The 19,626-nt window shown below is 67.8% G+C and carries 12 protein-coding genes; 3 read left to right on the top strand and 9 right to left on the bottom strand.

Annotation, left to right across the window (positions count from 1 at the left end; translation table 11 throughout):
* Positions 1–133: 133 nt before the first annotated feature.
* The 6 genes from SIDU_RS16230 to SIDU_RS16205 all read right to left on the bottom strand — a co-directional run bounded on the left by SIDU_RS16230 (position 134) and on the right by SIDU_RS16205 (position 10,543).
* A complete protein-coding gene (locus SIDU_RS16230; RefSeq protein ID WP_007689435.1) occupies positions 134–3,871 on the bottom strand; it encodes a calcium-binding protein in 3,738 nt (1,245 codons plus the stop codon).
* 127 nt (positions 3,872–3,998) lie between these two features.
* A complete protein-coding gene (locus tag SIDU_RS16225; RefSeq protein WP_007689433.1) occupies positions 3,999–5,360 on the bottom strand; it encodes an HlyD family type I secretion periplasmic adaptor subunit in 1,362 nt (453 codons plus the stop codon).
* Positions 5,360–7,048: a type I secretion system permease/ATPase gene (locus SIDU_RS16220; protein WP_007689432.1), complete on the bottom strand. Its 1,689-nt coding sequence runs from the start codon at positions 7,046–7,048 to the stop codon at positions 5,360–5,362. The genes SIDU_RS16225 and SIDU_RS16220 overlap by 1 nt, the downstream gene beginning before the upstream one ends.
* Positions 7,045–8,211 carry a glycosyltransferase family 4 protein gene (locus SIDU_RS16215; protein WP_007689430.1) on the bottom strand — a complete coding sequence of 389 codons (1,167 nt, stop codon included), beginning with the start codon at positions 8,209–8,211 and terminating at the stop codon, positions 7,045–7,047. The genes SIDU_RS16220 and SIDU_RS16215 overlap by 4 nt, the downstream gene beginning before the upstream one ends.
* Positions 8,208–9,542: a pectate lyase family protein gene (locus tag SIDU_RS16210; protein ID WP_007689428.1), complete on the bottom strand. Its 1,335-nt coding sequence runs from the start codon at positions 9,540–9,542 to the stop codon at positions 8,208–8,210. The genes SIDU_RS16215 and SIDU_RS16210 overlap by 4 nt, the downstream gene beginning before the upstream one ends.
* Positions 9,539–10,543 carry a sulfotransferase family protein gene (locus SIDU_RS16205; RefSeq protein ID WP_007689426.1) on the bottom strand — a complete coding sequence of 335 codons (1,005 nt, stop codon included), beginning with the start codon at positions 10,541–10,543 and terminating at the stop codon, positions 9,539–9,541. Before SIDU_RS16205 ends, SIDU_RS16210 begins: the two co-directional genes overlap by 4 nt.
* 201 nt (positions 10,544–10,744) lie before the next feature.
* On the opposite strand from SIDU_RS16205, the gene SIDU_RS16200 reads away from it, so the two are divergent.
* Complete coding sequence (locus SIDU_RS16200) at positions 10,745–12,070, top strand: O-antigen ligase family protein (protein ID WP_007689424.1); 1,326 nt, start codon at positions 10,745–10,747, stop codon at positions 12,068–12,070.
* A 118-nt stretch (positions 12,071–12,188) separates the two neighbouring features.
* On the opposite strand, the gene SIDU_RS16195 is transcribed toward SIDU_RS16200, so the two are convergent.
* Positions 12,189–13,169: a 2OG-Fe(II) oxygenase family protein gene (locus SIDU_RS16195; RefSeq protein ID WP_007689422.1), complete on the bottom strand. Its 981-nt coding sequence runs from the start codon at positions 13,167–13,169 to the stop codon at positions 12,189–12,191.
* Between the two features lie 323 nt (positions 13,170–13,492).
* On the opposite strand from SIDU_RS16195, the gene SIDU_RS16190 reads away from it, so the two are divergent.
* Complete coding sequence (locus tag SIDU_RS16190; protein ID WP_007689420.1) at positions 13,493–15,766, top strand: GumC family protein; 2,274 nt, start codon at positions 13,493–13,495, stop codon at positions 15,764–15,766.
* A 59-nt stretch (positions 15,767–15,825) separates the two neighbouring features.
* Positions 15,826–16,497 (top strand): helix-turn-helix transcriptional regulator, encoded by a 672-nt coding sequence (locus SIDU_RS16185; protein WP_025772794.1) that lies wholly within the window; start codon positions 15,826–15,828, stop codon positions 16,495–16,497.
* A gap of 11 nt (positions 16,498–16,508) precedes the next feature.
* On the opposite strand, the gene SIDU_RS16180 is transcribed toward SIDU_RS16185, so the two are convergent.
* Complete coding sequence (locus tag SIDU_RS16180) at positions 16,509–17,009, bottom strand: flavin reductase family protein (protein WP_007689416.1); 501 nt, start codon at positions 17,007–17,009, stop codon at positions 16,509–16,511.
* Between the two features lie 337 nt (positions 17,010–17,346).
* Positions 17,347–19,608, bottom strand: a complete 2,262-nt coding sequence (locus tag SIDU_RS16175; RefSeq protein ID WP_025772795.1) for an NADP-dependent malic enzyme — start codon at positions 19,606–19,608, stop codon at positions 17,347–17,349.
* Positions 19,609–19,626: the final 18 nt, after the last annotated feature.

The raw sequence follows: 19,626 nt of genomic DNA, 5'->3' as shown, positions 1-19,626 counted from the left end.
AAAATGGTAGTTTTCTGTGACCCGGAGCGCAGCGTACTTAAAGTACGTGAGCACCGGAAGCACGGGATTGAAGCGAGGCACGTGACTCGCTTCAACCATTTGCAGGCCGTTATGGGCTGAATGTCGATCGGTCCTAGAAGAAACTGGTCGAATCCGCCCCGGCCAGGCTGTTGACGCCCACTAGCTGAACGCTTTGGTCGAAAGCGCCGTCGCCATTGGCGTCGTAGAAGATCCAGCCATCGCTCGTCCCGGCGACGAACGCCACGTGATTGACGCCGGCGGTGGTGTTGGCCGCCGCCAGCGCGTCGGCGAAATTGTTGGTGGCGATCGTCCGTTCGGCATAGTCGGCAGCGGGCAGGGAGCCGTTCAGGAAGTCGAGGTCGATGCGGTCGCCCTCGATCGCCTTGAAATCGGTGATGCGGTCATAGCTTGCCGTGTTGAGCGTCGTGTCGCCGCGGTTGAAGACGAAGACGTCCGCCTCCGCGCCGCCGGTCAGCGTGTCCTTGCCCGCGCCGCCGATCAGCATGTCGCTGCCTGCCCCGCCCTTCAGCGTGTCGCCCGCCGCGCCGCCGTCCAGCAGGTCGTTGCCAGCGCCGCCGTCCAGGCTGTCCTGCCCGTCCTCGCCATAGAGCCGGTCGTCGCCGCCATTGCCCAGCAGGGTGTCGTTGCCCAGCCCGCCCCACAGGCCGTTATTGCCGCTGTTGCCGGTCATCGTGTTGGCGATGTCGTTGCCGATGCCGTCGATCGAGTCCGTGCCGGTCAGAACCAGCTTCTCGATCTCGGCCGCCATTTTGTAGCTGACGGAGGCGCTCACCTGATCGGTCCCCTCGCCCGCCAGCTCGACGATCAGGTCGTCATTGGCGCTGTTGCCGTCGTCGGACCAACTGTCGACGATATAGCTGTCATTGCCCAGGCCGCCGGTCATGCTGTCGGCGCCCGCGCCGCCGTCCAGATAATCGTCGCCCAGCCCGCCGACCAGCATGTCGTCGCCGTCGCCGCCGAAGAGGGTGTCGTTATCGTCGCCGCCGTCCAGCGCGTCGGCGCCGCCCATGCCGTAGAGGATGTCGGCGCCCAGGCCGCCCGACAGCATATTGGCCGCATCATTGCCGGTGATGGTGTTGGTCAGTTCATTGCCCATGCCGTTGATCGCCGCCGCGCCGGTCAGCGTCAGCTTCTCGACATTGGCCGCGAGGCGGTAGCTGACGGACGCATAGACAAGGTCGCTGCCGCCGCCCGCCAGTTCGATCACCTGGTCGTCATTGCCGGCAAAGCCGTCGTCCGACCATGTGTCGACATAGAAGCTGTCGTTGCCCGCGCCGCCGTCCATATAGTCCGCGCCCGCTCCGCCATCGATGACGTCATTGCCGGCAAGGGCGTAGATGGTGTCGTTGAGCGCCGTGGTCTGATAGGCGAGCACGGCGGTCGTGGGGCTGATCGTGTTGTTGCCCGAAGATCCCGTGATCGTCTTCCCGTTTTCCGCGACGTCAGTGACGGTGATCGACAGAAGCTGGTCATCGGCGTTGCTGCCGTCGGTCGCGCGCACCGTCACCTGGTAGACGCCATCGCCATCGGCATCGAGCCGGTTCTCGAAATCCGGGGCGTTGATGAAGGAAAGGGCGCCCGTCACCGGATCTATGGTGAACAGCGCGGCGTCGGCTCCCCCGGAAATGGCGAAGCCGGGCGCGGTCCCGTCCGCGTCGCTGGCGGTGACGACGGTCACGGCGCCCGCATTCTCCGCCATGCTGATCGACGCCGACGCGCCGCCGCCGTTGGAGGTGATGATCGGCGCGTTGTCGTTCACATTGGCGACGCTGATGGCCAGGGTCTGCGAGACGCTGGTGCTGCCGTCGCTGGCGCTGACGATGACATGGTAGAGGCGGTCGCCATTGCTGTCGTCGGGCGCTTCGAAATCGGGCGCCGTCTTGAAGCTCAGCGCACCCGTCGCCGGGTCTATGGTGAACAGCGCCGCGTCGGCGCCCCCGCCGATGCTGTAGCTGAGCGCCGCGCCGTCGGCATCGCTGGCCTGGACCGTCGCGGCGAGCAGGCTGTTTTCGGCGACGGAAAGGGCGACGGAAGCCGCCCCGGCATAGGAAGTCAGCACCGGCGCGTTATCGTTGAGATTGGCGACGGTCACCGCCAGCATCTGCTGGTCCGCATTGGCGCCGTCGCTGGCCTGCACGATCACGTCATAGACATTGTCATGATCGGCGTCGGCAGGGGCTTCGTGGTCCGGCGCGGTCTTGAAGCGGAGCGCGCCCGTCACCGCATCGATCTCAAAGAGCGCCGCATCCGCTCCGCCGATGATGGCGAAGCCGATCGACGGGCTGTCGGCATCGGTGGCGGTGACGCTGGTCACAGCCGTCCCATTCTCGTCAATGGCGATCGCCGCGCTGGCGCCGCCGCCATTGGAGGTGATGACCGGCGCGAAGCCGTCCGGCACGTCGTTCACGGTCACGGAAAGCGCCTGCGTGTCCACGCCGCCATTGCCGTCATTGGCGGCGACGATCAGTTGGTAGACATTGTCGCGGTCGGCATCGGCCGGGCTTTCGAAATTGGGCGCGGCGAGGAAGCGCAGCTCGCCCGTCAGCGCGTCGATCGCGAACAGCGCGGCGTCTGCGCCGCCGACGATGGAAAAGGCGACCGCCTGCCCCATGTCGGGATCGGTCGCGGTGACGATGGTGACGGCGGTGACATTCTCATCGACGGTCAGGGACGCGCTGGAGCCGCCGCCGTTGGACGTGATGACCGGCGGCGCATTCAGCGCGGTGGAAGGGGTCGTCATGTCCGCGAACTGGAAATATTCGACGTTGCGGATCGTCTTGCTACCCTCCGGAGAGCCGGCGCGCTGGTCGACCGCGACATGGCTGCCGTCGGCCTGGAGCGTGAAGACATAGTCCATCCGGTTGCCCGAAAAGACCAGCGTGTCGACGTCCGCGCTGCCGTCTATCACGTCGTTGCCCGCGCCCGCGAGGATCGTGTCGTTGCCCGCGCCGCCATGCATGTAATCGTTGCCGCTGCCGCCATCCAACAGGTCGTCGCCGGTGCCGCCATAGAGTTCGTCGCTGCCCGCGCCGCCATAAAGCTGGTCATTGCCCGCATCGCCGTTCAGCGTGTCGTTGCTGTTGGTGTCGGCATCGTCGCCATGGAGAATGTCATTGCCCGACCCGCCCGACATGTTGTCGCCGCCGGCCTGGCCGTAGAGGATGTCGTCATCGTCTCCGCCGGTCATCCTGTCGCTGCCGCGGCCGCCATAGAGGATGTCGTTGCCCGTGCCGCCGTCGATGGTATCGTCGCCAGAGATGTTGTTGAAGCCCAGATCGTCGCCGTAGAGCAGGTCGTCCCCCGCGCCGCCGGCTATCGTGTCGCTGCCGCGCCAGCCGAAGATGATGTCGTTGCCGCCGTCGCCCTGAAGATTGTCCTTGCCCGCGCCGCCGATGACGATGTCGTTGCCAAGGCCCGCCTGGACCAGCACGTCCTTGGCATAGTCTATCCCGCCCGCGCCATGCGCCGTCAGGTCGATGATGTCGTCCCCGTCGCCCAGCCAGAACTGCTCGATATTGTCGAAGCTGCCGAAGCCGCCGGAAATCACGCCATTATTGTAGAAGATCGCGTCGGACAGGTTGGACCCATAGATGACGTCCGTGCCGGTGCCGCCCATCAGCAGGTCCATGGAAATCTGGATGTTGCTGGCGGCCATTTGATAGGCCGCGCCGCTGCCGGTCAGGATCGCGGAGTTCCAGACCAGTTGCGCCAGCACCGCGTCGGGGCGCACCGTGTCGAGATTGGCAAGCCGGGTGAAGGCGAAGAACTGGTCCTTCTCACTACCTGCCGTGATGGTCTGGCTTCCCACCACGTTAAAGAAATTCGCCATGCCCGCCCCCTATCCAGCGTCCTTGTGAAAGGTCCGGAATCCTTAGCGGCAAATCGCATCGCGGCGGTGGGGTCTTAGGGATAGCGCCTACACCTTCGGGAGTGCGCCAATGGGTGTAGGCGCGCGCCTATTGCTCCCGGAAGGAACGCCACATGCTGTCGGTCAGCGGGTCGACCATATATTGCAGCGCCGTCCGCCGCCGCAGCGGCACGACAACCTCCACCGGCATGCCCGGCTTCATCGCGAAATCGCCTTCCCGATACCGCCGGATCAGCGCGATCTGATCGGGCGCGATGGTCACCTCTCCCGCGAAATAGGCGATGCCCGTCTTCTCCTCGACAAAGCTGTCCGCCGATATGCGGGTCACCTTGCCCTCGATGATCGGCAGGCTGCGCCCCGGAAAGCCGGCGAAGCGTATCTCCGCCTTCTGCCCCACGGCCAGGTCGTCGACGTCGGTGGGGGAGAATCTCGCCTCGATCACCACGGCGGAATGGCGCGGCACGATGTCCATCAGCGTCTGACCGGCCGCGATCACCCCGCCCACCGTATGCACGCCAAGGCCGACGACCGTCCCGCTCACCGGCGCGCGCACCTGCGTCCGGGCGAGTTCGTCCCGCGCCGCGCCCCATTTGGGCAGCACGTCGCCCAGCAGCGCCTGGGTATCGCGCAGTTCCGACGCGATCTTCTCCTCAAGGTTCTGCTTCGCCTCCAGCGCCTTCAGCCGCGCCTCCCCCACCATGTTGGCGGCGCTGTCGCGGGCAGCGCGCAGGCGCCCGCGCTGGCCGATCAGGTCCGCCTTGGCCCGCTCCAGCGCGCGGATGCGCGTCTTGCTGACAAAGCCCTTCTCCGCCACGGTGCGCAGGCTCTCCAGCTCGTCGGTGATCAGCCGTTCCTGCTCGATCACCGACGCGACCTGCTCGCGATAGCCCGCCGCCTGAGACCCTGCCTGGCTCCCCTCATGCATCGCCACGCCCTGCTGCGTGCCGAGCAGCGCCGACCGCGCCGCCATCTGCGCCCGCTGCGCCCGCATCGCCGCTTGCGCATCGGCGCGGTCGTCCCCGGTCAGGTTGCGGAACTCGACCGGCGTCTCCAGGCCCACGCCCGCCTGTTCGGCGCGCAGGCGGGCGCGTTGCGCGATCAGCCAGATCGCCTGCGACGCCAGCACCCTCTCCTGCGCGGCCACGGCTGGCGCGGCGAGCCGGACCAGCACTTCGCCCTGCCGGACCGTCTGGCCTTCCTTCACCAGGATCGCCGCGACGATGCCGCCGTCGCGATGCTGCACGCTCTGCCTCTGCCCCGCCACGGTGGTGCGCCCCGGCGCCAGCGCCGCCGCGTCCAGCCGGGCAAAGGCCGCCCAGCCCAGGAACAGCAGGAAAAAGGCGGCCGCCACCAGCAATCCGCCGCGCACCTCCGGCCTGGGGTCGACCGCAACGGCCGGCGGCCGGCCGGGCGGCGGCAACAGCAGGGGCCGGCTTGTCCGCATCAGCATCAGGCCGCTCCCGCCACGGGCGCGGGACGGGGACGGGCCAGCGCGCCCAGCACCTGATCGCGCGGCCCGCTCATCCGCATGCGGCCATTGTCGAGGACCAATATCCGGTCCGCCGGTCCCAGCAGGCCGGTGCGGTGCGCCGTTACCATGATCGCCGCGCCCCGCGCCTTCGCGCTGGCCAGCGCCGCGATCAGTTGCGCCTCGCCATCGGAATCGAGATGCGCATTGGGTTCGTCCAGGATCAGCACCGCCGGGTCGCGGAACAGGGCGCGGGCCAGCGCGATCCGCTGCGTCTGGCCCATGGACAGCCCCATGCCGCCCCAGCCCAGCATCGTGTCATAGCCCTGCGGCAGGCGCAGGATCATCCCGTGCGCGCCGCATAGCTGCGCCGCGGCGATCACGTCGGCGTCGATCCGCTCGTCGGCGTCGGGATCGGCAAAGCGAGCGATATTGTCGCGGATCGACCCGGCGAAGAGGGACAGTTGCTGCGGCATGTAGCCGATATGGGCGGCCAGCGCGTCGCCGTCCCATTGCGACCGTTCCGCCCCGTCGATGCGGATTTCACCCTGGTCGCAGGCTATGGCGCCCGCCACCAGCCGGGCCAGCGTCGACTTGCCCGCGCCGCTGGCGCCGATCACCGCCACCATCTCGCCCGGGCCGATGGCGAAGGACAGGTTGTTGAGGATCAGCCGCTGCGAATGCGAATCCTCGACGGTCACGCGCTCCACATCGACCCGGCCCTTCGGACGGGGCAGGCTGGTCTGCGGCGCGTCATCCGTCGCGCCGTCCAGCCAGGCCATGATCTCCCCATGCGAAGCCCGCGCCGCGACGAAACTGCGCCAGCTTCCCACAAGCTGGTCGACCGGCGCCACCGCCCGCCCCAGCAGGAAGGAGGAGGCGAAGATCGCACCCCCCGAAATCTGCCCGTCTATCGCCAGCAGCGCCCCCAGCCCCAGCGCGCCGGATTGCAGCATGTTGCGCAGGAAGCGGCTGATCGCCATGCGGCTGCCGGCGGCGAAGCTGGCTTCGGCCTGCCAGCCGAGCATGTCCTCCCGCTCGGCCAGGTGCCGCCGGACCATCGCGCCCCGCATGCCCAGCGCGCGCACCGCCTCTGCCCCCTGCATCGTCTGTTCCTGGCTGCCATAGGACAGGTTCGCCGCGGCGCTGGCCTGCAACAGGGGTTGGCGCGTCGCCCGGTCGCTTGCCCAGGCGACGGCGACCAGAACCAGGCTGCCCGCCAGCGCCATCAGCCCGATCAGCGGGTGGATGAGCGCGCAGACCAGGATGTAGATCGGCGTCCACGGCGCGTCGAACAGAGCGAACATGGCCGGGCCGGTCAGCGTCTGGCGAAGCTGGTCGCATTCGCGGATCGGCTGGCGGCTCCTGCGCCCGATCCCCTCCCCCGCCTGCTGGCGCAGGGTGGCGGCGATCAGCGTCCGCGCCAGCCGCCGGTCCAGCCCGATGCTGGCCCGCACCAATATGCGCGAGCGGACATGTTCCAGCAGCGAGAGGGTGGCGAAGGCCAGCAGCAGCGCCAGCGTCAGGAAGGCCAGCGTGGTCCCGCCCCGCGTCGGCACCACCCGGTCGTAGATTTGCAGCATGTAGAGCGTCGGCGCCAGGAACAGCAGATTGGCGAGCGCGCTGAACAGCGCCGCCCACAGGAAATGCCGCTTCACCGCCCCGATCATGACCGCAACGCTTCGTAAACGGCGCAGACCCTGGCGCAATGGGCCGCCTCGCCGAAGCGGGCGCGGGCATCGGCCTGGGCGTGCAGGGCCATGGCGCGGGCGTCGCCCGGATCGATGCAGGCCCGGGCCAGCGCCCCGGCGTCGTCCGGCTCCACCAGCAGGCCGATGCCGCCCTCCAGCGCCTCGATATTGCCGCCGGAGCGGGCGGCGACGATGGGCGTGCCGACCAGCATCGCCTCCACCAATGTCCGCCCGAACGGCTCGCCCACGGCGGGCACGACCAGCCGGTCGCAGGCCGCGATCCAGAAGGGGCCGGGCGTGCGATAGCCCATCGGCTTCACCCTGTCCTCCACGCCCTTTTCCGCGATCCGCCTGCGCAGGGCGATGTCCATGGCGGGCACCCGCGCCTCCCCGAACATCAGGCCCATGACCGGGCGCGGGCTCATCTCCGCCAGCCGGGCGACCATGTCGACGAACAGCAGGGGCCGCTTCCTAGGCACGAAGGCGCCGAAATAGCCCAGCAACACCGTATCGGGCGGCACGCCCAATTCGCGGATCAGCGCCTCCCTCGCCCTGGCGCGGTCCACCTCCAGGCTGGTGTCGAAGGGGCTGTGGATCACCGACGCCCGACCGCGCGCCGACCAGATGCCGGCGGGCGGCAGGGCGAAGGAGGACACCGCAAGCACCCGATGCGCCAGCGCGGGCGCGAGCAGGCGCAGGCCCAGCGCCCCCGGATCGCCGCGATGGTGCCAGATCAGCTTCGCCCCGGCCAGCCGCGCCGGCAAGGCCCAGTTGGCGCTGCTCCGCCCGTCATTGACATGAACGATGTCGATCCGGTTGCGCCGCAGGAAACGGGCGCGGGGCAGAACGCCGCCCAGCGTCCGTCCGAATTTCCGCAGGGTGAAGGCCTCGCCCGGCACGAACGGCCCCTGGGCGGCGGGGTCGTCCATCCGCTCATGCCCGGCGAAGAAACTGGCGATCATGCCGCCGGGCACCTCCGTCACCACCATGGGACGGTAGAGCGCCGGGTCGAGATGCTCGATCAGCCCGCGCACCGAAATATGGCTGCCGCCGATGCTGTCCCCGGAAAAGGGGAAGCAGATGCGCAGGCGATCGTCCCGCGCCGCATCCGCGGGCTTCAGCCGGGGCAGGGGCGCGTTCATGGCGCAACCCCGTCCATCAGGTCGCGCGCCCGCTGGTCCAGGAACTGGTCGAGATTGGCCAGGCCGTCCCCGTCGGCATCGGCCCAGGGATCGGCCTTGCGCGGATCGGCGCCATGCTCCGCCTCCCACAGGTCGTCCATGCCGTCGCCGTCCGCATCGGCATAGGGCGCTCCCGGTTCCGGATCGTCGATCAGGCCGGGCTGCTTCACGATATGCCCCTTGCGTTCGCGCACCTGTTTGACGATTCGCCGGTCGAAAGGGTCGCGGGGAAAGGCGCCCGCATCGCTCAGCACCGCTCTATAGGCCGCTTCCGCCGGTTCGGCGGCGACGGTCGGCGGGCAGGGCGGCCGGTCCACCTCCGCCTCCTTCAACAGGGGGGAGAGATGGACGAAATCCCCGTCGAAGCGGTTGTCGGCAAGATAGACCCTCGCCATCCCCTTCGACCCCATGACGTTGCGCGCGACCCCGACCGTGTCCGGCCGGGTGTTCCGCCCCGCGATGAAGCTGTTGCCGATCAGCGAGACGGGAACGCCGCCGAAGCTCTCCCAGATCTCCGCGAATTCCGACTGGCCGTTATAGAGGATGTTGTTGATCACCTCCGCGCAGGAGCCGGGGGGGAAGTTGAGGTCCGGATTGCGGTCGCCATTATGGGCGCAGATATTGCCGATGAAGCTCAAATGCTGCGGCCCCTTCGGGTCGCTCGCCAGCAGCGCGCATTTGTCGTGGCGCGGAATGCCCTCCGCAAAGATCGAGTTGCTGATCGTGATCCAGTCATTGTCGCCATAGCCGTTGATCAGTTCGTCCCGCGCCCAGCTTGCGCTGACATGGTCGATGATCACCTGGCGGCTATTCTCTATGGTGAAGCTGTCCTCCGACCCGCGATGGGTGCCGGTGCGGTCGTTGCGCACGCGGACATGGCGGATGACGATGTCGTGCGTGTTCTTGATGAGGATCGGCGTGCGCCCTTCCGCGCCGCCCGCATGGGCGATGACGATGCCGCCGCCCGGCGCCGTTTGCCCCGCTATGGTGAGATAGGGATTGGCGATCACCGGCGGGCGCGTGGTGAAGCGGATCGTGCCGCTCACCCGGAATATGCAGACGCGGGGTCCGGTGGCGTCGATGCAGGCGCGAAGCGACCCAGGCCCGCCGTCGGCCAGCGTGTCGACGCCCAGGATACGCCCGCCGCGCCCGCCCTTGGCCGCCGCGCCATAGCCGACCGCGCCGGGAAAGGCGGGGTCGCCCTTCACCGGCTGCGCCCGCGATTCGCTGCCCGCGCCGGAACAGCCCGCGATCACGACGGGCAGCAGCATGCCGGCCAGCAGACGCCTCATGCCGCGCCCCCGCGGCGCAAGGCATAGCCGTATCGCCGCAGCAAGGGCGCGCACAACAGGGTGAACAGCCGCCGCTTCCACCCCGGCATCTCCCGCTTCCACCGATCATCGCCCCTGATGCTGAGCGATTTCTGCATGCGATGGCGGCTGCCCGCGACCTGGTGCTGCGGGGCGAAGGGGGCAAGGTCGGCGGCGGGCAGATGCGGCGCCTCCCCCACCAGCGCGACGATCCGCCCGATGGTGCCGCGCGGGTCGTCGACGAAATCCTCGTAGCGCACGCGGATGCTGCGCCCCGGCCCGACCCGGCGGCACAGCAGTTCCGCCGCGACATTCACCATCGCCCAGCGCAGGGCGGTGTAGAGCAGCGGCTTGGGCCGCAATTCGCGCTGCACCCCCTTTTCGACGCTGCGGCTGTGCCCCTTCATCAGCGACCAGGCGACGCCGCGCCCGTCGCGCACCACATGCACGACATGCAGGTCGACGCCCGGCATCGCCGCCAGCGCGAAGGCCCGTCCCGGCAGTTTCGAGGAATCGACCAGTATCGGCCGTCCCGACACCAGCGCCATGCCGCGCAGCAATTTGACGGTTCGGCGAACATGGTCGCGCCATCCCGGCAGGCGCAGCAGCCGCGCCGGGGCCAGGAGCGCCTCCGTCCGTTCCTGCGCGCGGCGATAGCGGGCCAGGAACCCGTCCGGTTCGCCCTGCGTCCAGCGCGTGACGATGGCATTCCATTGCGGGCAGTCCCGCACCCGCGCCCCGCAGGCGCAATATTCGCCGCGGTCCCAGACATGCCGCGCCAGCGTCGTCACCTCGCCCGCGCCCATGATCGCCGGATGCTCGCCCAGCGCGATGTCGAGCAGGGTCGTCCCGCTCCGCCCATAGCCGGCCACATAGATCAGCCTGACCGATCCCTGCCGCGCGGCGGAGGGCGAAAGGTCGACGGCCTGCTCCACCGTCGCCGGCGGTTCGCTGTTGCGCAGGGGCAGGATCGCATCGGTCACCGGGTCATCCTCGTCGTGCTAGACGCCCTGCCGGTCCGGCGGCGCTCGGCTGCCGTTATCCCGTCAGTCGCAAGGGCATTTCAACGGATCACAAGGCTGATCCTCCGGCAAATTCGGATAGGCGGGCTGGCTGGAATCGCCCCATGCCCTGCCCCGAAGGGCGTTTGCGCGGGAACGGCGCGAGGCGCAGCTTCCAAGGCCGTGACGATTCTCGCCAGCCCTGCCCCACACGGTCCAGCATCGGCCGCCGCGCCGCATGTTCCGGCCGCGCATGAGGAAATCTGGGACAGGATCGCGCGCGGCTGCCTGCTGATCGCGATCTTCCTCAGCGGTTGGGGCCTGCTGCGCGTCGGCCAGATCAATCTCACCTTTTCCGACCTCTTCTTCCTCATCAGCTTCTCCATTTCCGCGTTGCGCGGCCGGCTGAGCGTCACGCCCTTCCGCTCGCTCACGCCCTTCTGGCTCGCGGGGCTGGTGATGATGCTGGGCGGGCTGTTCATCGGGTCGATCATCAACGGCGATCCGCTGCGCTGGGTAAACATCGCCCTGCAATATACCGTCGCCTTCCTCTGCATCCCGATCCTGCTGATGCAGCAGGAGGAAGGCACGATCCGCAAGGCGCCGCTGGTCTTCATGCTGGGCATCGCCTGTTCCGAAGCGGTGGGCATCGCCGCCAGTTCCTTCCTCACCTATAGCGACACGCTGCACTGGCTGGGCGACGGCTTCATCACCGGCAATGGGCGGCTGGGGTCCATGGCGGGCCAGCCCAATCCCAATGGGGCGGTCGTCGCCTTCTCGCTGCCGATGCTGCTCTATTCGATGCGCCACCGGCTGATCGGGGGCGTGGCCGGGCTCGCCTGCCTGGTCCTGCTGCTCTGGGGCCTGATGCTGAGCGCGTCCTTCACCGGATTTTCAGCCTCGCTGCTGGCGATCTTCGCGACGTTGCTGCTGATGGGCGTGCGCTACATCTTCCGCCTGGGGCTGGCGGTGGCGGTGGCGGCCGGGCTGTTCCTCGCCAGCGGCGCCCCGCTGCCCAAGGCGTTCCAGGAGCGCGTCGGCAATGCCGTGGAGAGCGGCGACATCAACCAGGCGGGGACGTTCCTCAACCGATCGCAGCTCATGGAGGAAGCCTGGGGATTTGCCGAGGACTATACCGTCATCGGCATGGGCGTGGACCGCTATCGCGAACTCAGCGCCTATGACAATCCGGTGCACAACCTGTTCCTGCTGATCTGGAACGAGGGTGGCGCGATCGCCTTTTGCGGGCTGATCGTCCTGCTGGGGCTGATCGTCCTGCTGGCGGCGAACGGGCTACGCGTCAGCCGCGACAAGGGCGCGATGGCGGTGGCGGTGGTGTTGGTGTTCCTGATCTACACCCTGTCCTATCCGCACATGTATTCGCGCATGTGGGTGATGCCGGTGATGGTGGCGCTGGCGACCATCTATGTCCCCCGCAAGGCCTTTCCGGAAGCGGCGCGGCTGATCTATGCGCGGCCGGTAGGGCCGCAGCCCTTGCCGGCATTATAGGCGGGGCGGCGATACCGTCGGTTTGCCCATCGAAACGCGACGTGCTCCTGCCTTCGCAGGAGCACGATTCAATCTGGGGCGGACATTAACGTCCGCCCTCCACCCTCTTTCCCCTTCCTCAAGCCGACCCGATCAGCAGCGTCACATTGTCCGTGCGTGGATCGCCGCCGCCGGTCTGGCCCGGCTTTTCCACATGCAGCACGCGGTGCAGCACGTGCCGCACGCCATAGGCCTGCGTCGCCATGCTGCCGGGAATGACCGCGAGCGTCCCGCGATCGATCGGCAGGTCGATCCATCGCCCGCCGGCGAAGACCTGCGTCAGCATCTGCGCCCGTTCGCCGCACAGGGCGGAAAAATAGCGATGGTCGAAATGCGCGCCCTCTATCAGCTTCTGGCCCGGCGCGATGTCCCTGCTGCGGTCGCGGCGCAGCAACAGCCGGTTGACGCCCCGCAGCAGCCGTCCCAGGACAGGCGCATCGGCCAGCAGCCCATACAGGTCGGACAGGCCGCGCGGGCTGAGCGCGCCCGCCGCCTGCCACCGCCTTTCGTCCAGCGCGCAGCCCGCCCGGCCCCATCGCCCCAGCGAATTGCGGGCCAGCGCGCCCAGCCGGTCGAAATCGCCCGCGTTTTCCTGATATTTCAGCCTTTGCACCACGACCTGGAAATGGCGGGGCGGCGTCCCCTCCGGCGCGAGCGCCGCCATCAGCCGGTAGCCAACCGCCCAGCATTGGTCCAGCAGCGCCTGCCGGGGCGCATAATGCTGCGCACCCTGCACGAAATAGGGGGGATACATGGTGGCATGATCCTCCCCCTCATCATGGGAAAGGGCCATTTTCCGGGCGATATAGCCGTGGCGCCCAGGCTGGAAGTAGAAGAGGTCGCCCAGGCTGGCGGTGATGTCGCCGCTGCCGTGATAGTTGCGCGCCATGTCGACCAGCGGCGCTTCCCAGGGCATCTGCTCCGCCCTGTCCTCCAGCAATCCGCGCCACAGCCCGGCGACGACGTCCGGGCAGCGCACCAGCACCGCGGCGCAGCCCGCGCCGAACAGCCGGGCGAGCGAGCCCGGTTCCAGTTCCTGATATGCCAACTCCGCGATCATGTGGCCAACCCCTGATGCGGAGCGTTCTTATCCTCGCTCAACTTTCGCACAATGGCGCGGAATGGGACGATCCGGAATAGTCAGACACGCATCAGAAATGTTTAGGCCGTAAACGCATGCATGGCGCGTTCGGGGCGTCATGGATCGGTATCCGGTCCGGGCGGGGCATGGGGCCGCGCCTCGATCCGAAGGGTTAGCACCTATGCGCATCGCCGGTCCCCGATGCGCTTTTGCTCTCTTGCGCCGCAACCCGCACTATCGCCTCGTTGGGACAGCCCTGACGGCGGGGCGCGTCCGCGCGCCGATGCGAGCGGGAGATTATCATGGCGTCTGCACAGCTCACCCTGATCGATGGCGCCGCTGCGGGCGGCGGCGCGGAAAAGCCGCGCGACCTGTCCTTCGAGTTGCAGCAGATGTCGGCGCGGCAGATCTGGTTCCTGCTCCGCCGCCACATGAAGCTGGTCGCCAGCATCGTCATCGCCTGCGTCCTGGTGGTGCTGATCGTCCAGTTGCAACTGCCCAACCGCTACGAAGCGACGGCGACCGTGCAGGTGGAACTGAACGATTCCACCGGCTCCAACCAGGCCGACGCCACCCGCAACCAGCAGCGCGTCGCCAATGAAGCGCGCATATACCGCTCGCAGGCGCTGGCGGAGCAGGTGGTGCGCGACCTCAACCTCAACCGCAACCAGGCCTTCACGCACGGCGTCCAGATGACGGTGCAGCAGGCCGCCGCGCAGCTTACCAAGACCACCCGCGTGGTCAGCTCCACCGATTCCGACTTCATCGACATCACCGTCCAGTCGCGCAAGGCGGAACTGGCGGCGCGGATCGCCAACCGTTTCGTCGACAGCCTTCAGAAGATGCGATCGCAGCGCCGCCAGACCTGGCGCAACGGCCTCAGCACGGCGCTCGACAAGGAGACCAAGCGCCTGGCCCATGAGGTGGAACTGGCCGAGCGCGCCGTTGCCGATTTCCGCCGCCAACACCTGATGCCGATGGGCGCGGGCAGCGCGGAGGACTATCAGCAGATGAACCGCATCGCCGTGGAGGCCGCCTCCACCGCCGCGATGAGCAGCGCGATGCAGGCGCAGGCGGCCGGCGTCAGCCGCGCCGCCAGCATGCGGACAGTGGCGGGCGCGTCCTCCCCAGCGCTCGACAATCTGCAGAAGCAGTATGACGACCTGGTTCGCCAGCGCTCCGAAATTTCCGTCCAGATGGGCGCGAACCATCCGCAGATGCAGGCGCTGTCGGCCCAGATCGTGCAGGTCAGCAGGGCGCTGGTGCAGGAGCGCGCGTCCGTCGTCGCAACCCAGCAGACGAAGAACGACACCGATGCCGGGCGCGAACGGGCGATGGCGCTGGCGGAGGCGAACGCCGCCTCCGCCCGGGCGGGCCAGTTGCAGGCGAAGCTCAACGCCATGACCGGCGCCGCCTTCCGCAACAATGCCAATCTGGTCGACCTTTCCATTCTCGACCGCCGGGCGGAGGTGGCGCGGCAGGCCTATCTCACCACGGCGCAGCGCGCCCAGACGGTGCAGTCGGAACTCCAGACCACCGGCGTCAACTCGACCATGGTGTCGGCCGCCGCCGTGCCGCTCCAGCCCGTCGCGCCCGCGCCCAAGAAAATGGCGCTGGCCGCGTTCGTCGGCTCCTCCGTCCTCGCCTTCCTGATCGTGCTGGGGATGGAGATGTTCGACAACCGGCTGCGCAGCGGCGACCAGCTTCGCCGTCTCTTCGGCCTGCGGACCCTGGCGATGCTGCCGAAGCTGGAGGAACCGATCCCCGCGACGATCGAGGACAATCCGGTGACGACGGAGCCGCAATCGTTGTTCACGGAGATCGCCCGCAATCTTGCCAGCGAGATCGAGGAACTGCCCCACCAGGGGACGAGCCAGCGGGTGCTGGTGACGTCGCCCCTGCCGGGCGACGGCAAGTCCAGCGTGGCGCTGACGCTGGCGGCGGCCGCCGCGTCGATGGGCCGCCGCGCCATCGTGGTCGACCTCGACCTGCGCCGCCCCGGCCCCAGCATCCTGCGTTCGATCCAGGACGGTTCCGACACGCCGGACCTGATCGAGGTGCTGACCCACGCGGGCGAAAGCCGCCGCCTGATCCCGCAGGCCGAGCGCCATGTGGACCATGACGCCGCCGAGGGCGCGGCGCCCGTCGCGCTGATGCCTGTGGTGCTCAGCACCCGGGAGCAGATCCGCAATCCGGCCGCCGTGGTGCAGGGCTGGCAGGTCGGCCGCCTGCTGGACGACCTGCGCGATCGGTTCGACCTGGTGGTCATCAACGCGCCCGCCATATTGGCCGTGCGCGATGCGCGTACCCTGTCCTCCCTGGCGGATTCGACGCTGATGGTCGTGCGATGGGGGCATACGACGGTCGAACAGTTGCGCGCTTCGCTCCAGATGGTGAACAACCAGGTGGTCGGCGCCGTGTTCAACCAGGTCGATTATGAGGAACATGCCCGCCGCGGCTATGGCGACGCCGTCCAGTTCTACATGGGGTCGGCCGCCTATTATTCCGACAGCTTCCCCGTCCGGCGGAGCTGGGCGGACCGTGTCCGCCACGCCTTTACGCGCAAGGCGGCATGAGCCGCCTCCCGCCCTTGAAGCAGGCGGCTTCGCCTCCCATTCGTTTCGAAAGCGTAATAGTGGAAGAGGATGCCCCCCGTCTCACCTTGCTGATCCTGGACGGGAGCCCGCTTCGCCGGGCCTGCATCGCCGTCGCGCTGGAGGCGGCGGGCGTCCGCATAATGCAGCAGTCCAGCCTGGACCAGTCCAAGGCCGGGGAGCCGCCCGACATCATCCTGTTCCAGACGGGGGATTCCGAACTGGAAAGCGCCGCCCTGCCGCTGCAGATCGCGCAGGCGAAGCAGCTATGGCCGGCCGCCGCCATCCTGGTGATCGCCGACCATGGCAATGAAGCGCTGATGCAGGCGGCCGTCGCCGCAGGGACGCAGGCCCTGCTGCGGTCCAGCACCGGCATCGTCACCATGCAGCGGGTGCTGTTCCTGTTGAAGGAGGGGCTTGCGGTCTATCCGGCACCGCTCGCCGCCGCGCTGCACATGCGCCCGCCCGACAGGGCCGGCGGCCTCAACGAGCGGATCGCGCTGGCGGTGGACAAGTCCAAGCTGCTGACCAAGCGGCAGCGCGACGTGCTGCGCCTGCTCGCGCAGGGCGCCTCCAACAAGGACATCGCCCAGCGGCTGAACATCAGCGAAAGCACGGTGAAGGTCCATGTGCGGGCGATCATGGCGGTGAACGGCGCGTCCAACCGCACGCAGATCGTCGCGCATCTGTTGAAGGGCGGCGGCCAGGATTAAGGGCTGGACGCTCAGCTCAGATGCGCGAACTCGCCATAGTCGCCCTGGAAGAAAAGCAGCGGCTTGCCGGGCGTTTCCACCTCCAGCGCGATGACCCGGCCCAGCACGATATAATGGTCGCCCGCTTCATGCACGGCTTCGAGCCGGCAGTCGATCCAGGCCACCACCCCGTCCAGTATCGGGGAGCCATTGGCCGACACCCGATGCGTCACGCCCGCGAACTTGTCGTTCGCGCCCTTGCTCGAAAATTGCTGGCAGAGCGGCTTCTGGTCGCTGGCGAGGATGTTGACGCAGAATTTCCCCGCCTTTTCGATGCGGGGCCAACTGTGCGAATTCTTGGCCGGGAAGAATGCGACCAGGGGCGGATCGAGCGAGACGGAGGTGAAGGAGCCGACCACCATGCCGGTCGGCGCATCGTCGCCTGCCACTGCCGTCACCACGCAGACGCCGGTCGGATAATGGCCCAGCACCCGGCGGAAAGTGCCGCTGTCGAAGGCGACGGCCTCGCTCATGCCGGCGCGTCCCGCAGGAAGGAAATATCGTCACTGATCTTCATCGTCCCCTCTCTTCTAGACTCGGCGGGGCATGGCAAGCAAATCCGGCTGATAAGCTGATGAGTTTCCCTTTTTCCGAATCTCGCAGCGCCACCTTAAGCGACCATTGCGCGTACGGCACGGCACGATCACGCATCATCCGCCATGCGATATTGCCGGAATCCAGGCCGGCCAATATTGGCGGCGGCGCTGCGCGGCAGGGCATGGCGGCTGCCGCGACGCGGGCGGCGGTTTTCAACGGCCAAGCCGGAAGCGCGCCGCCGCCTCCAGCCAAGATCACATCCGCCAGAGGCGGTCAGACCGCCACGCCGGCCGAAGCCAGCACCGCCAGCGTCAGCAATTCCGACGCGTTGGACGCCATGGTGGCGATCTGCACCGACTTGTCCATGCCGACCAGCATCGGCCCGATCATGGTCGCGCCGCCCAGTTCGCGCAGCAGCTTGGCAGAGATATTGGCCGACTGAAGCCCCGGCATCACCAATATATTGGCCGGGCCGGACAGGCGGCTGAAGGGATAATTCTTCATCACCGTCGGGTTGAGCGCCGCATCGGCGGTCATCTCCCCTTCGAATTCGAAGTCGACCTCGCGGTCTTCCAGCACCTTCACCGCGTCGCGGACATTTTCCAGGAAGCCGCCCGGCGGGTTGCCGAAATTGGAATAGGACAGGAATGCGACGCGCGGATCATGGCCCATGCGCCGGGCGACCGCCACCGTGCCCTCCGCGATGTCGGCCAGTTCCTGGGCCGTGGGACGCTCGTTCACCGTGGTGTCGGCCAGGAACACGGTCTTGTCCTTCGTCACCAGCACATGGATGCCGAAGGGGGTGCGGCCCGCCGCCGGGTCCAGCACCCGCTTCACTTCGCGCAGCGTCTGGCCGAAGGGACGGGTCATGCCGGTCAGCATCGCGTCGGCATGGCCCATCTTCACCAGCAGCGAGCCGAAGATGTTGCGGTCGCGATTGACCATCCGCTCGCAATCGCGGCGCAGATAGCCCCGGCGCTGGAGCCGCTTGTAGAGCGTGTCCACCATTTCCGGCACCAGCGGCGAGTTGACGCTGTTGTGCAGTTCGTAGCTTTCCGGATCCTCCACGCCCAGTTCCTTGAGCTTGTCATAGACATGGGCGCGCCCGACCAGCACGGGGATGCCATAGCCAAGGGTGCGGAACTGGATGGCGGCGCGCAGCACCACTTCCTCTTCCGCCTCGGCGAAGACGACGCGCTTGGGATTGGCCTTCGCCACCTCATAGGCGGTGGTGAGGACGGAGGTGGTCGGGTTGAGCCGACCCTTGAGCGACTGGCGATAGGCGGCCATGTCCGCGATGGGCCGCTGCGCGACGCCGGTCTCCATCGCCGCCTGCGCGACGGCGGAGGGCACGACCTCCATCAGGCGCGGGTCGAAGGGCGCGGGGATGATATAGTCCGGGCCGAAGCTGTGCGAGCGGCCATAGGCCTTGGCGACTTCCTCCGGCACCTGTTCCCGCGCCAGTTCGGCGATGGCCTTGGCAGCGGCCAGCTTCATCGCCTCGTTGATCCCGGTCGCCCGCACGTCCAGCGCGCCGCGGAAGATGAAGGGGAAGCCCAGCACATTGTTGACCTGGTTGGGATAGTCCGACCGGCCCGTGGCGACGATGGCGTCCGGGCGCACCGCCTTGGCGTCGGGCGGCGCGATTTCCGGGTCGGGGTTCGCCATGGCGAAGATGATCGGCTTGTCCGCCATGGACTTCACCATGTCCTGCGTCATCGCCCCAGCGACGGAGAGGCCCAGGAACACGTCCGCGCCCTTCACCGCCTCGGCCAGCGAACGGGCGTCGGTCTTCACCGCATGGGCCGACTTCCACTGGTTCATGCCCTCGGTGCGGCCCTGGTAGATCACGCCCTTGCTGTCGCACATGATCACATTGTCATGCTGCACGCCCAGCGCCTTGATCAGTTCGGTGCAGGAGATGGACGCCGCGCCCGCGCCGTTCACCACCACCTTCATGTCCTTCATGTCGCGCCCGGTCAGCATCGCCGCGTTGATGACGCCCGCCGCCGCGATGATCGCGGTGCCGTGCTGGTCGTCATGGAAGACCGGAATGTTCATCCGCTCCTTCAGCGTCTGTTCGATGATGAAGCATTCCGGGGCCTTGATGTCCTCCAGATTGATGCCGCCGAAGGTCGGCTCCATCAGCTCGACCGCGTCGATGAACTTGTCGACATCCTCGGTCTTGAGTTCGATGTCGATGCTGTCGACGTCGGCGAAGCGCTTGAAGAGGACCGACTTGCCCTCCATCACCGGCTTGGACGCCAACGCGCCCAGATTGCCCAGCCCCAGGATCGCCGTGCCGTTGGAGATCACCGCGACCAGATTGCCCTTCGCGGTATAGTCATAGGCGGTCGCCGGGTCTTCCGCGATGGCGCGCACCGGCACCGCGACGCCGGGCGAATAGGCGAGGCTGAGGTCGCGCTGGGTCGCCATCGGCTTCGAGGCGATGATCTCGATCTTGCCGGGGCGTCCCGTCGAGTGGAAGAACAGCGCCTCGCGCTCGGAAAATTCCACATTCGACTTGTCGGTCATGGCTGCACCCACCCCTTG

Source organism: Sphingobium indicum B90A (assembly GCF_000264945.2).
GTDB lineage: Bacteria > Pseudomonadota > Alphaproteobacteria > Sphingomonadales > Sphingomonadaceae > Sphingobium > Sphingobium indicum.
The sequence above is the reverse complement of the archived record's forward strand: the minus strand, read 5'-3'. Positions and strand labels throughout refer to the sequence as shown.

Coding starts and splice junctions, on each gene's coding strand:
- SIDU_RS16190 (WP_007689420.1), top strand. CDS start 13,493: ATGGCGTCTGCACAGCTCACCCTGATCGATGGCGCCGCTGCGGGCGGC.
- SIDU_RS16175 (WP_025772795.1), bottom strand. CDS start 19,608: ATGACCGACAAGTCGAATGTGGAATTTTCCGAGCGCGAGGCGCTGTTC.
- SIDU_RS16195 (WP_007689422.1), bottom strand. CDS start 13,169: ATGATCGCGGAGTTGGCATATCAGGAACTGGAACCGGGCTCGCTCGCC.
- SIDU_RS16180 (WP_007689416.1), bottom strand. CDS start 17,009: ATGAGCGAGGCCGTCGCCTTCGACAGCGGCACTTTCCGCCGGGTGCTG.
- SIDU_RS16230 (WP_007689435.1), bottom strand. CDS start 3,871: ATGGCGAATTTCTTTAACGTGGTGGGAAGCCAGACCATCACGGCAGGT.
- SIDU_RS16215 (WP_007689430.1), bottom strand. CDS start 8,211: ATGAACGCGCCCCTGCCCCGGCTGAAGCCCGCGGATGCGGCGCGGGAC.
- SIDU_RS16220 (WP_007689432.1), bottom strand. CDS start 7,048: ATGATCGGGGCGGTGAAGCGGCATTTCCTGTGGGCGGCGCTGTTCAGC.
- SIDU_RS16225 (WP_007689433.1), bottom strand. CDS start 5,360: ATGCTGATGCGGACAAGCCGGCCCCTGCTGTTGCCGCCGCCCGGCCGG.
- SIDU_RS16210 (WP_007689428.1), bottom strand. CDS start 9,542: ATGAGGCGTCTGCTGGCCGGCATGCTGCTGCCCGTCGTGATCGCGGGC.